General features: G+C 66.7%; 12 protein-coding genes. 6 read left to right on the top strand and 6 right to left on the bottom strand.

Annotation, left to right across the window (positions count from 1 at the left end; translation table 11 throughout):
• Positions 1 to 197: 197 nt before the first annotated feature.
• From B9C43_RS51665 to B9C43_RS51680, 4 genes are all read left to right on the top strand, one after another.
• Positions 198 to 698, top strand: coding sequence for a SigE family RNA polymerase sigma factor (locus B9C43_RS51665; protein WP_084434590.1), 501 nt, complete (start codon positions 198 to 200; stop codon positions 696 to 698).
• Positions 695 to 1,678: a hypothetical protein gene (locus B9C43_RS51670; protein ID WP_084434591.1), complete on the top strand. Its 984-nt coding sequence runs from the start codon at positions 695 to 697 to the stop codon at positions 1,676 to 1,678. The genes B9C43_RS51665 and B9C43_RS51670 overlap by 4 nt, the downstream gene beginning before the upstream one ends.
• Before the next feature lie 72 nt (positions 1,679 to 1,750).
• On the top strand, positions 1,751 to 5,425 hold the full coding sequence (locus tag B9C43_RS51675; RefSeq protein ID WP_143447208.1) for a S8 family peptidase: 3,675 nt from the start codon (positions 1,751 to 1,753) through the stop codon (positions 5,423 to 5,425).
• A gap of 218 nt (positions 5,426 to 5,643) precedes the next feature.
• Positions 5,644 to 6,837: an acyl-CoA dehydrogenase family protein gene (locus tag B9C43_RS51680; protein WP_084434593.1), complete on the top strand. Its 1,194-nt coding sequence runs from the start codon at positions 5,644 to 5,646 to the stop codon at positions 6,835 to 6,837.
• A 3-nt stretch (positions 6,838 to 6,840) separates the two neighbouring features.
• Here B9C43_RS51680 and B9C43_RS51685 read toward each other — a convergent pair whose 3' ends face one another.
• The 3 genes from B9C43_RS51685 to B9C43_RS51695 all read right to left on the bottom strand — a co-directional run bounded on the left by B9C43_RS51685 (position 6,841) and on the right by B9C43_RS51695 (position 10,130).
• Entirely contained in the window at positions 6,841 to 7,842 is a 1,002-nt protein-coding gene (locus tag B9C43_RS51685; RefSeq protein ID WP_084434594.1) for an ABC transporter substrate-binding protein, read from the bottom strand.
• Between the two features lie 225 nt (positions 7,843 to 8,067).
• Positions 8,068 to 9,459, bottom strand: a complete 1,392-nt coding sequence (locus B9C43_RS51690) for a sensor histidine kinase (RefSeq protein WP_084434595.1) — start codon at positions 9,457 to 9,459, stop codon at positions 8,068 to 8,070.
• Positions 9,456 to 10,130, bottom strand: coding sequence for a response regulator transcription factor (locus B9C43_RS51695; protein ID WP_084434614.1), 675 nt, complete (start codon positions 10,128 to 10,130; stop codon positions 9,456 to 9,458). The genes B9C43_RS51690 and B9C43_RS51695 overlap by 4 nt, the downstream gene beginning before the upstream one ends.
• A gap of 108 nt (positions 10,131 to 10,238) precedes the next feature.
• On the opposite strand from B9C43_RS51695, the gene B9C43_RS51700 reads away from it, so the two are divergent.
• Together B9C43_RS51700 and B9C43_RS59240 are read left to right on the top strand one after the other, a co-directional pair.
• Positions 10,239 to 11,783 (top strand): DUF2079 domain-containing protein, encoded by a 1,545-nt coding sequence (locus B9C43_RS51700; RefSeq protein WP_160097343.1) that lies wholly within the window; start codon positions 10,239 to 10,241, stop codon positions 11,781 to 11,783.
• A 743-nt stretch (positions 11,784 to 12,526) separates the two neighbouring features.
• Positions 12,527 to 12,637, top strand: a complete 111-nt coding sequence (locus B9C43_RS59240; RefSeq protein ID WP_235039340.1) for an RICIN domain-containing protein — start codon at positions 12,527 to 12,529, stop codon at positions 12,635 to 12,637.
• On the opposite strand, the gene B9C43_RS57255 is transcribed toward B9C43_RS59240, so the two are convergent.
• The 3 genes from B9C43_RS57255 to B9C43_RS51715 form a co-directional block, all read right to left on the bottom strand.
• Positions 12,634 to 12,774, bottom strand: a complete 141-nt coding sequence (locus B9C43_RS57255) for a hypothetical protein (RefSeq protein ID WP_160097345.1) — start codon at positions 12,772 to 12,774, stop codon at positions 12,634 to 12,636. The two genes, B9C43_RS59240 and B9C43_RS57255, sit on opposite strands and share 4 nt — an antisense overlap.
• 80 nt (positions 12,775 to 12,854) lie before the next feature.
• Positions 12,855 to 13,727, bottom strand: coding sequence for an SDR family oxidoreductase (locus B9C43_RS51710; RefSeq protein WP_084434597.1), 873 nt, complete (start codon positions 13,725 to 13,727; stop codon positions 12,855 to 12,857).
• Between the two features lie 146 nt (positions 13,728 to 13,873).
• Positions 13,874 to 15,625, bottom strand: a complete 1,752-nt coding sequence (locus B9C43_RS51715; protein ID WP_235039335.1) for an ABC transporter ATP-binding protein — start codon at positions 15,623 to 15,625, stop codon at positions 13,874 to 13,876.

Genomic DNA, 15,625 nt, shown 5'->3' on the forward strand with positions numbered 1-15,625 from the left:
GGCCAGACGCCGATTAAAACGTCAGAGATCTGAATCGAGCGAAATCCGGTCTCCTTCGTCCGCTACGGTGCCACGACCTATTGGGCTGTACGCAGCGGGGGCGGCGACGCGGTCGCTCCAGGCGGAGACATCGGTCGGGAAGTGACCGGAATCGGTCCGGTTGCCACAACAACACCGGATGCGGGTGTTTGTAGGGAGTGGAGTTCGAAGAGTTCTGCCGTGGGCAGCTCAGCGGGTTGGTCCGGTTCGCCGCCGCACTGACCGGGGATACGGCCCTCGCGCAAGACCTGGTGCAGGACGCCCTCGTCCGCACCTGGCCGCGCTGGCCGAAGGTCTCGCGCATGGACCGGCCGGACCTGTACCTGCGCAGGGTGGTGGTCAACGGCCACCTCACCTGGCGGCGGCGCTGGTACCAGCGGTCGGTACGGCCGAGCCCGGACCCGGTCGAGGCGACGCACCCGGTCACGGCCGACCCGGCGGCCCGGATCGCGGACGCCGACCAGCTCGCCGAGTTGCTCGGACGGCTGAACGGGCGGCAGCGGGCCGCGATCGTGCTGCGGTTCTACGAGGACCGTGACGATGCCGAGATCGCCGAGGTCCTCGGCTGCGTGCCCTCGACCGTCCGAAGCCTGGTCTCTCGCGGGCTCTCCGCGCTCCGGCTACAGCTGCACACCGAACCAGCGGAGGCTTGGTCATGACCGATCTCGAAATGCTCCGGAACGCGCTGGCCGAACGGGCATCCCGGGCACCGGACGTCGATGTGGTGCTGGCCAACGCGACTCATGACGTACGGCGGCTGCGGTCCCGGCGTAAGGCGACTGCGCTCGCGGGGACCGTTGCGGTCGCGACCGGGGCGTTGGTCGCCGGCGTCACGTTGATCAACCAACCGGGGCCCAACGACCCGGGGCAGCCCCGCCAGCCGGACACCGGAGTCCAGGCGGCGACGACCCCCAGCCCTGCCAAGCCCAAGGTGATCCGGCCACAGTTGCCGTTCACCGTCACGATTCCGGCGGGCTACCAGGTGGAGTCGTGGAGCGTGGGCGACAGCGGGGCGATCCTCGACTTCAAGGGCAGTGGCGGCCTGGCCCAGGCGGCGCTGTTGAACAGGGTGACGCCCAGCGTGAAGGGCTCTCAGACGACGCAGACGACGCAGACGACGGTGCGCGGCATCCCAGCCCAGCTCGAACAGATATCGCTGGCAGGCGGGCACACGTACGCGACACTGACCTGGGAACTGATTCCGGGCAAGTCGGCCTTGGTGCAGGGCAACAGCGAGCAGCAGGCGCGGTCCATCGCGGAGTCGATGACCACCGAACCTTCCGAACTGCCATCCACGGGACAGTTGGCCAGCTTGCCCGCCGGTCTTTTGGTGTCCTATTGGGGTCGCGGCAATGTGAGTACTCCCTTGGCCATGCTCTGCCCCGAGCGGTACTCCGACAAGAACAAGTGCGCGCAGGTGTATTTCAACAACGGCACCGTCCCGAACGAGGTGAACATCTCGATCGAGGGCGAGAAGGCACCGCTGGGCGCACCGGACGCCGACGGCGTACGGCAGACGCCGGACGGTCGTCGGCTGGCCCGTCAGGTCGACCCGGGGCACTGGGTCGAAGCGACGAGCGGCACTTCGACCACCGCGGCCCAACTCCGCGAACTGGTCTTGGCCGCGTCGGCTGGTTGACGGTAATCCCGCCGCCCGCGAGCGAACCCGGCCCGTTGCAGCTATCAGGAGTTTCGAGAGCGAGGAGAGAGAGTGAGCAGATCGACGCGACGGTGGGCGGCGACAGCCCTGGTCATGGTCTTACCGCTGGCGTTGGCGCCAGCGGGCACTGCTGCCGCCGCCCCGCAGGCGGCGGCAGGCTCGCCGACACAGGTCACGCTGATCACCGGCGACAAAGTGGCACTGCTGGGCAACAGCGTTCAGGTGACGCCCGCGCCGCGCGGACGTACTGTGCCGTTCCAGGAGTTCACGCGGCACGGTGATCGCTACGTGGTGCCGGACGATGCGGCGATGCTGATCCAGTCCGGCCGGCTCGACCGGGAGTTGTTCAACGTCACCGGTCTGATCAGGCAGGGCTACGACGACGCGCACACGAAGTCCATCCCGCTGCTGGTCGAGGGATCGGCTGTCGCTGCTCGCGGCACGGCACCGGGCGGGAAGGTTCGTCGGGAGCTGCCTGGGCTGGGAATGACGGCGGTGGACCAGGGCAAGGCCGACACGGGTGCGTTCTGGCGGACCGTGGGAGGCGACGCCCGTGCCAAGGGCGGTGCGGTCGGGAAGATCTGGCTGAACGGCAAGGTGAAGGCGACGCTCGAGCAGAGCGTGCCGCAGGTCGGTGCCCCGGCGGCGTGGCAGGCCGGCTTCACCGGCGACGCCGTCCAAGTGGCCGTGCTGGACACCGGGATCGACACCGACCACCCGGACCTGGTCGGCAAAGTGGCGCAGAGCAAGGACTTCTCGGGTAAGGGGAGTGTCGAGGACGGTCACGGGCACGGCACGCACGTGGCATCCACCATTACCGGTTCGGGCGCCGCGTCCGGCGGCCGTTACAAAGGTGTGGCTCCCGGCACCACCCTGGCTGTCGGCAAAGTGCTCGCCGACGACGGGTTCGCCACCGACGACGTGGTGCTCGCCGGCATGCAGTGGGCGGCCGCGGAGGTCCGGGCGAAGGTCGTCAACATGAGCCTGGGCAGCGGCCCGTCGGACGGCACGGACCCGATGTCGGCCGCGGTCAACACGTTGAGCAGGCAATACGGCACGCTGTTCGTGATCGCTGCGGGCAACTGGGGCGGCGAGCAGACTGTGTCCAGCCCAGCCACCGCGGACGACGCGCTCACCGTGGCCAACGTGACCAAACAGGACGTTCTAAGTCCGACCTCCAGTCGCGGTCCCCGGTTGGGCGACGGCGCGCTCAAGCCGGAGATCGCCGCGCCCGGTGAGGCGATCGTGGCCGCTCGTCCGGCGGGTGTCCCACCGTTGGGAGAGCCGGTCGGGGACGCCTACCAGCGCATCGGCGGCACGTCGATGGCGACGCCGCACGTTGCCGGAGCGGCGGCCATCCTGGCGCAGCAGCACCCGGACTGGTCCGGTGATCGGCTGAAGGCCGCGTTGACGAGCAGTGCCGCGCCGATCAACGCCAATCCGTTCGCGGTCGGCACGGGTCGTCTCGACGTCGCACGAGCGATCCGCACGCCTGTGACCGCGACCGGCAGCGTGTCGGCGTACATGCCGTGGCCCAACCAAGGCGCGCAGAAGCGCCTGACGGTGACCTGGTCCAACTCGGGCACAACGCCGATCACGCTTGACCTGCAGGCGAACGCGACCAGCGCCAACGGTCAGCCCGCACCGGACGGACTGGTGTCACTTGCCGCGAACAGTGTCACCGTGCCGGCCGGTGGGAATGCTTCTGTCGACGTGGTCGTGACCGCGCAGGCCGATCGTGCCGGTACGTACAGCGGCATCGTCAGCGCCCGTACCTCTGACGGCGCGGTATCCACCCGTACAGCGGTTTCCGTGCGGCAGCAGGAAGCGCAGTACAACCTGACGGCGACAGTGCTGGACCGCAATGGCAACCCGGTGCAGCCGAACCCCAATGCACCTGCCCTCGCGATCATCAACCTGGACACCGGTGAGTTCAGCCGGAGCCAGCCGGGCACGGTCCAGCTGTCCAAGGGCCGTTACGCCGTGCACGCCGCAGCCGAGACCGCCCGACCGGGCCAGGAACCGTCGTTGAGCTTCGTCAGCCACCCGGAACTGCTGCTGGACAAGGACATCACGCAGGTCTTCGACGCGCGCCTGAGCCAGCCCGTGTCAGTCGAGCCGGACAACGCCGCAGCCCGCGGCGGGACACACACGATGGACCTGTACAACAAGATCCGCGACTGTTCCTGCACGTTCGGGTACTACGCGGAGGTCGATCCGAGACTGCAGCCGATGTACGCGGCGACGCTGCCGGGCACGAGGTCGGATTCGTTCGCGTTCGGGCAGCACCGGCGGGCGAACGAACCGGTGCTCGAAGTGGGCGCGAACGACGGCAGGCCGTTCCAGGTCAACGCCAAGTGGTACCAGTCCTCGGACGACGCCGAAAGCCTCAGTCTGCCTGCCGTGCACGCGGGCACCGGGACCGCGGAGGAGATCGCCGGGGTCGATCTGCGCGGCAAACTGGTGGTGATCGACATCTCCCGGCGGTTCACCACCTACGAACAGATCGTCCAGCGCTCCAAAGGCATCAAGGAAGCCGGTGGCAGGTTGCTATGGCTGAACTTCCTGCCGGACCTGCCCGTCACCTCGGTGCTCGGCGGGGGAGACATCGAACTGCTGGCATTGCCCACCCTGTACTCCGCCGACAGCGTGACCGCTGACCGGTTCATCGCGTACGTCAAGGGCGGCAACGCCACCGCGACATACATCAACAGGCCGTTCCCGACTCTCCGCTACGAACTGGGCTACGGCGTCGAGCACGAACTCACCAGGCCGCAGGTGCACAAACCGAAGGACCGTGATCTGGTCCCGGTCAGGACCTCGTACTACGACAATGCGCCCGGCGAGGTTCGCTACATCGCCAGCAGGGAGTTCTTCGGTTCCTTGCTGCACAGTCCCAGCACCCAGCCGGCTGCGGCACAACAGGAGCGGACCGAGTACTTCACGCCCGGCAAGTGGTCCGTGCACTGGTCGTCGGCGTGGCGGGGCATGCTGGACGACGAGATGGAACTCCGGACTGGCAAGTCCTATCGGATCGCCTGGAACAAAGCCGTTGCCGGGCCGTCGTTCCGCGGACTGACCCAGACCCATGTCGGTGAAGAGCCGCGACCGTGGGGCTGGCGCAAGGACGGTGTCTTCGACATGTGGCTGCCGCTGTACGGCGACGCCGCAGGCAGGCCGCGCCTACAGGAGACGTTCGCGGGCGACGACGGATTGCTGAGCGTGTACCGAGAAGGAACGCTGCTTCAGACCACTCCGGTGACGGACGCCGTGCGAGTCCCGGTTCCGGACGAGGCAGCTGCCTACCGGGTGACGGCCGAGGTGCACCGGACGGATCCCGTCTGGCCACTGTCGAAGTCCGTGTCAGGAGACTGGAAGTTCCGCTCGTCCGCCACGGACGAAGGCAAGGCTCTGCCTTTGCTCACGGTGCGGTACGACCCGGCGCTCAACATCCGCAACCAGGCACCGGGTGGGACCGGATTCTCCTTCCCCACCTACGTGGAACGGCAGGACGGTACGCCACGCGTGGCCACGTTCACCGTTGATGTGTCCTATGACGACGGTGGCACGTGGCAGCGTGCACACACGCGTCGGGACGGGGATCGTTGGACCGTCAGCGTCAAGCACCCGCAATCCGGATATGCGTCGCTGCGGGCCAACGTGACTGACAAGGACGGCAACTCGTTGCAGCAGACCGTGATCCGCGCCTACCAGATAGGCGGCTGAGGACAACCGGTGCGGACCCGCCGTCCGGCGGTCCGCACCGGGACTCGCAGATGATGGAAACCGTGACCTAGTCGCGGCCTCGCGTCGCTGCGGGCCATGCGCAGCGACCAGTCGACAGTCTGGCCGTCGTGGCTCACGATGCGCGATTCCTGAGGCGTTCACAACGGGTTGCGCGTCGCCCTATGCTGGGTTTGTCGCGTCGCATCTTGGGGGTTCGTATGGGACAGCTGCATGTCAGTGTCGAATACGACACCATTGCCCGGCGGATCGAGGACGTCGCGCCCATCCTGCGTACTGAGGCGGAAAAGAGCGAGACGTCGCGCCAGCTCACCAAGGAGATGGTGCGAGCACTGGACGCGACGGAGGTCGTGAAGATCAGCATTCCCCGGGAGCTCGGCGGGTACGAGTTCTCACCGTCGCAGGTGATGCGGACCATTGAGCGGCTGTCGTATCACGAAGCGTCCGTGGGCTGGTCGGTCATGGCGCTGCAGATGGTCACCGGCTCAACTGGCGCCTACCTCGGCAGGGAGGCCGTCGAGGACCTTTACCCGGACGTGCCCGCCGGCCGCCACGCCACCATCGCCGGGCAGGGAACGCGGCTGGGCGATGCGGTGCGCGTCGACGGCGGCTATCGGATCAGCGGGCAGTGGAGCTTCGCCTCCGGAATCCCGCTGGCCAGTCACATCCACACCGCCGCGTTCTGCGCCGAGACGGGCCGGCCGCTGGTGTTCACCTTTCCCAAGGAACAGGCGACTCTGGTCGACAACTGGGATGTGCTGGGCCTGCGCGCGACCCACAGCATCGACTACGTGTGCCAGGACGTGTTCGTTCCGGCGACGCACGTCTACGACGCCACTACGACAGAGAACCTGCATGGTGGCGCGTACTACCGCCTCGGCTTGGTGAACCTGTCCGGGATATGCCACACCGGCTGGGCGCTCGGCGTCGGACGGCGGATGCTCGACGAGATGAAAGCCTTGGCAGCCACCAAAACGGGCACGCACAACGCCTCGGTGGACACCGGCTACTTCCATGCCACGTTCGCGCAGGCCGAGGCGAAGTTCCGCGCGGCGCGCGCGTGGGCCATGGAGGTCTGGGCCGACAACGAGGCGACGCTGGACCGCGGCGAGAAACTGAGCACCGAGCAGGAGACCCTGACGCGGTTGATGCTCAACAACACGACCTGGTCCGTGCAGTCCGTCGGCCAGACCGTGTACCAGTGGGCCGCCACCGCCGCGATGCGCCGGGGCGACCTGCAGCGGTACTACCGCGATCTCAACGCGGGCACTCAGCACATCACGTCCGGTCCGGTGGTGCTGCAGAACTGCGGCAAGTGGTTGGCCGGTCTGGCTCAGCACGCCCGTTGGGAGTTCCTGGATCTGGTGTCTGGAGAGGACTCCGGGACGCACTGAGCGTCACGACTTGGGCACCAGCCCGAAGTTCACAAGATCGGCGGGCCGCAGCGATCCTGCCGGGATCGCCTGTGCCTGTTCGAGCAACTGGATGATCGTGCCGATCCGGCCCTCGTCGACCGCGCCGAGCGGGCCGCTGAACCCGTCCGGCCTGGAATAGCCGGTCATCAGTCGCATCTCGGCGGAGGCCACGTCGGAGTTCTGCGTCGGCTGGTACTTGCGGAGGATCTGGCCGGCCTCGTCAGGATGCTCGATGGAGTACCGCAGCCCCTTGAGCAACGCGCCACTGAACCGCCGGACGAGTTCAGGGTCCCGATCTGCCAGGTCCTTCGTCGTGACCAGCATGTTGCCGTACAGGTCCGGCAGGAGATCGCCGTAGGGCAGGACGACAGCCTTGCGTCCGGCCGCCGCCGCCTCGATCAGCGGCTTGCCGACGACGAACTGGCCGATCGCGTCGACCTGACCGGAGACCAGCAACTGCGGCAGCGCAGGCGGCGCCGAGGGCACGAACTCGACCTTGCCGGCGTCGATGCCCGCGGCCTTGGCGTACAACGGGAACATCAGCTTGACCGTTGAGCCGGGCGGGTCGGCGACCTTCTTGCCGATGAGGTCCGCCGGCGTCGCGATCCGGCCACCTTCGAGCCCGATGATGGCCGCCACGGTGCGCTGCTGGACCGCGGCGACCGCGATCACAGGCAGTTTCTCCTTCGCCAGCGTGATCATCGTGCCGGTGGCGTCGGCGACCCCGAAGTGCGCCCGTCCGCCGGCCACCAGCTTGAGCACGTCCACCGTGCCGCTGCCGGGGTTGATCGTCACGTCGAGACCGGCCTCGGTGAAGAAACCCTTGTCCTGCGCGACATAGGCGTACGCGTCGCGCCCGAACGTGCTGAACGACGTGAGGTAGGAGACCTTGGTCGTGGTGCCCGCCGCCCCCGGCTCACCCGTGCAGGCGACTGACGCGGAAAGAAGAAGGATCGCAAGACACGCTGAACGAATGGGCCGCATCGCCGGCTCCTCTCCCAGAGATGTCATCCAAACAACTCTGGTGAGAGCGGGTCAAGGCGTGAACACGAGCAGGGATCGCGCGCCGGTGCCTGCTCTCATCCGGTCGAACGTGCCGACGCCGACGATCGCCACCCGAGGTTGGCGGGGTGGGTGGCGATCCATCCGGCGACGCTGGCCGACACCGGAATCCGTCAGTCGGGGCGCGAGGCCACAGCAGGCCGTCGCTCACTGTCCGGCCTGTGGGATGGTGGCGACCAGTACGGCGCCGACGTCGCTGGGGGCGATCTTCAGAGTGCCGCCGTGCTCCCTGGCGATCTCCCTCGCGATCGCCAGTCCGAGTCCGGACCCACCGCGATCCCGGGTGCGGGCCTCATCCAACCGGACGAAGCGATCGAAGACCCGTTCCCTGTCTGGTTCGGGTATTCCCGCGCCGTCATCGGTTACGGTCAACACAGCCTGGCCCGTCGAGACGGCGAGGGTGACGGTTGTCCGGGAGGCGGCATGGCGTTCGGCGTTGTCAAGCAGATTGCGAAGCATTCGTCGCAGATGAGTTGGATTGCCTTGCACTGTCACGGAGCTTCGCACGTCTGTGATGACCGGTCGATCCGCTGCCTCGTCGGCCACCAATGCCGACAGGTCGACGAGTTGTCGCGTGTTTGCGTGCTTGTCCTCCAGTCTGGCCAACAGCATCAGGTCGGATACCAGGCTTTGCAAGCGTTCCACATCGGACATTGACTTTGTGCACACCTCCTGCCAGTTCATCCGATCCGGATAGGTCAGCAGCACTTCCAGCCGTGTCCGCAGCGTCGCCAAGGGGCCGCGTAACTCGTGCGAGGAGTCCGCGACGAACTGCCGCTGCCGTTGTGTCGAGCGGTCCAGGCGGGTGAGCATGTCGTTCATGGTTTCGGCCAGCAGGGACAGTTCGTCCCCTGTTCTCGGCACCGGAACTCGGCGGCGCAGTCCTTCACTGGTGATGTCGGCGACTTCAAACCGGATCGCGTTCACGGGCCGCAACGCTCGCCGTACCGACAGCCAAGCGACCACTGCGATGAGTACCACGCCAATCGGTACAGTTGTCCATGCTGTCGCCCGCGCGGTGGCCACCGGCTCATGTGTCCCTGCGTCGAGCCTTTCGCCAGCGTAGACAGTGTATTCGCTGTCGTTGATCGTGACCTGGGCGACTTGCAGATCACGGTCCAGCGGGTAAGTGCCGGCGGTGTAACAGTTCGCCGCGATGTCGCCCGGAGCGGTCTGCGGAAGCGTCACTCGGTATGGCGGGCTTTCCTTTGCCAGCATTGCCAAGAACGGTACGTCAGGATGCGCCGTGCAGGCAGGCGGGAAGGACGCCACCCGCCGCCCGGTGTCCTTGTCGACAACTTCCCATGGCCCCAGCGAACCCAGTTCGGGCAGTCTGCCGGGAACATCGTTCGCGGTCTCCAGCGTCACCGCGACCGCGTGCGCTTTCTGCTGCGCGATCTCGAAGACCTTGGCGTCCGCCTCGTCCTGCAGCTGTCCGATGAACCAGGCGGTGCCCACAACCAGCACCACAGCGGATCCCGCCGCGGCGGTCAGGGCCACCCGCAGGCGCGTCGACAGACGCCACTTCCGGCTGGTCACCTCTGGCCCGTCAACTGGTATCCCGCGCCACGGATCGTCTTGATCGTGCGCCGCCCGAACGGGGCGTCGATCTTTCCGCGCAGCGCGCTGATGTGCACCTCGACCAGGTTGGGATCGACCTCGGCCGCGAAGTCCCAGAGGTTCGCGACCAGGTCGGCTTTGCTGACCACTTCACCGGCGCGTTCGAGCAGATAGGCGAGGATCGCGGTTTCCTTGGGGGTGAGCGGGATGTCCACCTCCCCGCGGCGGCATCGGCGGGTGCCGAGATCGAGGCTGAGGTCGTCCAGCCGCAGCACGCTCGGGGAGCTCGAACCACCACGGCGCACCAACGCCCGCAGTCGTGCCAGCAGGACTTGGTAGGAGAACGGCTTGACCAGGAAGTCGTCCGCGCCGGTATCCAACGCCTCGATCTGGTCGTACTCGCCGTCCTTCGAGGTCAGCACCAGGATCGGAGTGTCGTTGTCGGTTGCGCGTAACCGCTGGCAGACCTGGTATCCGTTCAGTCCGGGCAGCATGATGTCCAGTACTACGGCAGCGTATCTGTACCGGCTGGCAAGCCACAGACCGTCCGCGCCGTCGAACGCGAGATCGACCGCATAGCCCTCGGCTGTCAGGCCCGCCTTGAGCGTCTCGGCCAACCCTGTCTCGTCCTCGACAACCAGGACCCTCATCCGGCCATCCTGGCACAGGACCACAACCTCCACCTTGGACATCCGAAGCTGAAGAGACGTTCAGGCGCGTTCAGGTTGAGCTCAGGTTCGGATCGCGATCGTGCTCCGGTGCCAATCCCGCAATGGCTGACACGTGATCCGCTTCCCCGAGCCCTTGCCGCCGCAGCCTCCGCTTCCTACGCGACCCATTCGATCCGGCTGCACCGGTCGTTCCAGAGCAGTGGTTACGACCTGGGCATCTTCGAACAGATCGTCAAGTCGTACGCCGACGGCCGTTGGCCCACCGCCGACCTGCTCGGCCCCGGCGCACCCGCGCTCGCCGACCACTTCCACCCGATCCTCGTCGTTCTCGCGCCGTTCTACTTGCTTTTCCCCTACCCGGAAACCTTGCTGGTGGCCCAGTCCTGCCTGTTCGCGGTCTCGGTCGTGCCCGTCACCCGACTGGCCCTGCGTGTTCACGGCAAGCCGGTTGGGAGCGTGATCGGAATCGGCTACGCGATGTCGTGGGGCTTGTGGAGCGCGGTGGACTTCGACTTCCACGAGATCTGCTTCGCCGTTCCCCTGGTCGCTCTCGCGGTGGAACGACTCGCGACCCAGCAGTGGAAAGCCGCTGCCGCGTATGCGCTTCCCCTGTTGCTGGTGAAGGAAGAGTTGGCGCTCACCGTGATGGGTATCGGCCTGTATCTGATATGGCGGAAACAACGGCCTGTCGGCCTGGCTTTGACGATCTTCAGCGTGACGAGCTTCATCCTGGTGATCGTCGTGATCATGCCCGCACTCAGCACGGATGCCAGCTACCACCAGATTCGTTCGCTCACCGCACCCATCGCGACCCCCATCGTGGCCGGTTGGGACACCAAACTCGTCACGGTTCTTGCGTTGCTCGCTCCTACGGCGTTCGTCGCGCTTCGGTCCCCCACGGTCGCACTCGCCATTCCAACCCTCGGGTGGCGTTTCGCGTCCGGAACTCCTACCCATTGGGGTATCTACGCGCATTACAGCGCGGTTCTGATGCCGATTGTTTTCGTGGCGTTCGTCGATGGACTTCGTCGTCTACAAGAGACGAGGCGGAGCATTCCGTGTGCAGCGGTCGTGACATGCCTGGTCGTGACCTCGCTGACCACTGTCATGCTCGCGATCCGCGCACCGGGGAAACCCAGATGGACAGCCGATCAGCAGGCCGCGGCACGACACGCGCTGACCCTTGTTCCGGACGGTGTGACAGTGGCCGCTTCCAACCGACTGGCACCGCAGTTGACCAATCGGTGCCGGGTCATGTTGTACCGGTCCGAGCAGTCCACCAGGTCGCAGTGGATTGTGCTGGACCGGCAAGCGGATACGCCGCCGACAACCGGTTACGTGGTGATCGCCGAACTGCCACACCTGGCCATCTTCACAATGTCCGCAAGCGGTCACACACCAACCGGGTCCGTCTGGTGGACCAAACCTCAAGTGGCACTGCGGAAACCGGGTACTGCTACGACGCCGCTGACCGGATCCTCGCCACTACCGGGGCGAACGCGGTCACAGGCGCGAAGTACAACAGCCACGGCTCGACGATCGAGTACACCTCGGGCACCAGCGTCACGACATTGGCCTGGGACGGTGCCGACCGCAACACCTCAGCACGCATCACCGGCCCCGACCCGCTAGCCTGACCATGCGCACGAGTTTTCGAGCAGTACAGGCACGGGCACGGTGGCGCAGCTCAATTGGGGGAGCGGCTCTGCGATCTCTTGCGGGCAGGAGAACTTGGCCGGTGTCGGCGCCGCGGCGGGCTCAGTCGTCGTGGTGATCATGGCGGCGAACGCGACTCGTCTCCTCGTGGAAGGTTCCTCCTGGACTCATTTCCTTGTGTACCAAGGGTCCTGGTAGCTGACCGATGCCGCGGCTCGCGTACTGGCAACCGCGGCAATGGTTCGGTCATTCGACTTCGAAGTGGACGGTTGTCAGGGTTTCTGCCACTTCTGGTTGGGTGTTGTGTCGCAGGGCAGCACTTGCAGGCCGCCGCCGAAGCGGTCGGCCAGTCATCGGCTGCCCGATCCGGGCCAACACGAAGTTCAACACCGTCCGCAACTTCACCCACCACATTCGGCCAGGAGACCGTTTCGTCGCAGTCAACGACCCGTCCAGCGTCGCGGCCGTGAAGAAACACGGTATCGGAGCAACGGTCGTGCACGTCAACAACACGACCGCCGCGCGTTCAGTGACCGTGGATCTCTCACGGTTCGGCGTTGTGACATCACAGGCGTCCGTGACGCCTGTGGTGACCAGCGCGAGCGGCGCTCTTGTCCGTGGCGCTCCAGTCGGCGTGACCGGGCGATCCGCCACCCTGACCGTTCCGGCGAAGTCGGTGACGACGTTCCTTGTGGACGGTGTCTCTGACGTTCGTCAACGTGGCCACTGGCCGACTGTTGGACGTTGCCGGACAGTCCACCGCGGATGGCGCGAAGGTTTCGACATGGACTCCCACCTCGGGGCCGAACCAACGGTGGGCCGTGACCTAGAAGGGCGGTACTAGCCGCCAATCGCCGAACAGGCAACGGAACTGCTCACGGGCGAGAGCGTTGCTGGGCAGATCAAGGTGCCCGCCGGTGGGGTCCGTGTCGTCGTCCAGCCATTGCGGTGACATTCGTGACGCCACCAGCCGGGCTAGTCCTTTGTGGACAATGCTGCGAAGTCAAGTAGCAGGATGCCCCCGTGATCTCGACAGCAGGTCGGACGTCAGCGGAAGTCATCCACGTGATCACGCGCCCACTCAGCGTAGGTGCGGCCGGTTTTCCCCGTTGCCAGGCCGAAATCGGGCAGCGGCTTCATGAGGTCCGAGTAGTCCTGGTCGGAGTAGCCCTGGTCGCCGGAACCCTCGCCGCCGTCGTAGTCGACGAACCCGAGCTGCAGGTCGGCGCTCTCGGCGGCGAAACCGCCCATCGCTTTGAGGATGTCACGGGCCTCCTCGCGCGTGACCTCCTCGTAGTGCACCGTTTCGTTGAGCGCATCTGCGATCGCCTGCACTTGGCCGCGTACGGTGAGCTGTTCCGGGCCGCTGAGTGTGTACGCCTTGCCGACGTGCTTGTCTTCCAGCAACGCCACGGCGACGGTCGCGATGTCCGCCTCGTGGATCGGGGCGCTGCCGAGGTCGTCGCCGAACGGGTAGCGCACTGTCCGCGACTCCTTGATCATCGGGCCCCAGATCGGCAGCATGTTCGTCATGAACTCCCCGGGGCGCACGTGGGTCCACTCGAGCCCGGATTCCTCGACCGCGCGCTCGACGCGGACGTGGTAGCCGGTGTCGAAGCCGAGGGTTACGGCCGCGGCGGACAGCACGACGATGCGCCGCACGCCCGCCTGCTTGGCGAGGTCGACGACTTCGGCGGCGGTCTCCGGCTGCGGGAACAGGAAGAGCTTCTGCACACCTTCGAACGCGGGTACGACCGACGCGGGCTCGAGGAGGTCACCTTGGAAGACCTCGACGCCTTCGGGCAACCTGGCCTTCGCCGGGTTGCGGGTCAGCGCCCGCACCGACTCTCCCGCCTGCACGAGCTGGCCGACGACGTGCCTGCCGACCAGACCCGTCGCACCGGTCACCAAGATCGTCATAGCTGCTACTCCTCACCTTTTGTGCTGGTCAATCCCAAGGTAGACGCAACTTAGGCCACTTCCTGACCGCTATTGACACCGAACGGGAAGGTCTTTCAGCCGCCCATGAAGAAAGTCGGGTGCGGATGAATGTCCGGCGCGACGGGTCAGGGCTGGGGTTGTGTGGTGAGTAGCTGGGTGGCGGCGAGTTGACGGTAGAGCGCGTCGGTGGAGATCAGGTGCGTGTGAGTGCCGTTCGCGCGGAGCCTGCCGGCGTCGAGGACCAGGATTCGGTCGGCGCTGGTGACAGTGGACAGGCGGTGCGCCGCGACGAGGACGGTGGTGCTGCGGGCCAGTTCGGCCACCACTTGACGCAGTTGGTGTTCGTTCACGGCGTCGAGTTGTGAGGTGGCTTCGTCGAGAAGCAGCAGCCGTGGGCGGCGTAGCAGCGCGCGGGCGATGGCGATTCGCTGGCGCTGCCCGCCGGACAGCGTGAGCCCGCGGTGGCCCAACATCGTGTCCAGCCCGTCGGGAAGACGGGGCAGCAGGTCGTCCAGCCGGGTGCGAACGATGACGTCGTGGATGTCCTCGTCCGAGGCATGAGGTGCGGCGAGGCGGAGGTTGTCGCGCAATGTCGCGGCCAGCACGGGAGCGTCCTGCTCGACGTAGCCGATGGCGGCGCGCAGTTCGGCGAGGGGCCAGTCGCGTACGTCGCGGCCGTCGAGCAGGATGCTGCCCGCAGCGGGTTCGTAGAAACGTTCCAGCAGAGCGAAGATCGTCGACTTGCCGGCGCCTGAAGGACCCACGAACGCGGTCATCCCACCAGGTGGTGTCTGGAAGCTGATGTCGGTGAGGACCGATTCCCGGTTGCCGGGGTAGCCGAACGAAACACTGTGAAAGGCCACCGAAGCAGGCCCCGTCGCCGTCACCGTGGCGGGCGCGCCCTGGGCAGCGGGTTCGGTGGGCAGGATGTGCACCTGCCGGGTGCGGCGTACCGCCGCGAGGCCGGCCTGCAGGTCGCTTGCCGCGTTCACCAGGGCGGCGATGGGCGTGATCATGTAGAACACGTAGAGCAGGAACGCGATCAGCGCGGACAGGGGCAGTGTTCCATCGGCTACTCGTGCCCCGCCGACGCCGAGCACCGCCAGAAACGACACGTGGACCGACAACCGCGCCAGGATGCCGACCATCGATGACCAGACCGCGACGGACACTCCCTGCCGCCAGGCCCGGTCGGCGGCCTGGTCGAGGACCGCGTTCTCCCGCTCTTCGGCGCCACTCGCCTTCACCGTCCGGAAGGCGCCGAGCGCACGCTCCAGCACCGCTCCCATCTCGCCGACAGCCTGCTGCGCGCGCTCGGATGCACGCCCGATCCGCGGCACGACCGATCCGGTCAGCACGACGGTCACCAGGATGACGGCGAGCGTGACGCCGAGCAGTACGGGATCCAGCAGTGCCATCAGCACGATGGTGCCCAAGATCATCAGCGTTCCGTTGGCGGCCTCGACGATCGTGCTCGTGGCTGCGGTACGCAGCAAGGTCGTATCAGAGGTCACCCGGGACAGCAGGTCGCCCGGCTTGAGCCGATCGAATTCCGCGACAGGCAATCGCAGCAGCCGGTGGACAAGCCCGCGCCTGGCCACCAGTACGACCCCCTCGGCGGCACGTTCCAGCAGATAGGTTCCGATCGCGGCGATCACGGCGGCGCCGACGACAAGCCCGGTCAGCAGGATGATCGGGGTGAGGACGGGCTCGTTCGCGGACAACGCGTCGATGACTGCCTTGGCGGCCAGCGGCTGGGCCAGCCCGGCGAGCCCGCCGACGCAGCTGATCACAGCCGCGACGAGCAACGTGCGGCGGTAAGGGCGGGCATGGCCGAGCAGCAGCCGCCAGGCAGAGCCGGGCTTCCCATCGTCCAC

Origin of the sequence: Kibdelosporangium aridum, from assembly GCF_900176515.1 — a bacterium.
Lineage (GTDB): Bacteria > Actinomycetota > Actinomycetes > Mycobacteriales > Pseudonocardiaceae > Kibdelosporangium > Kibdelosporangium aridum.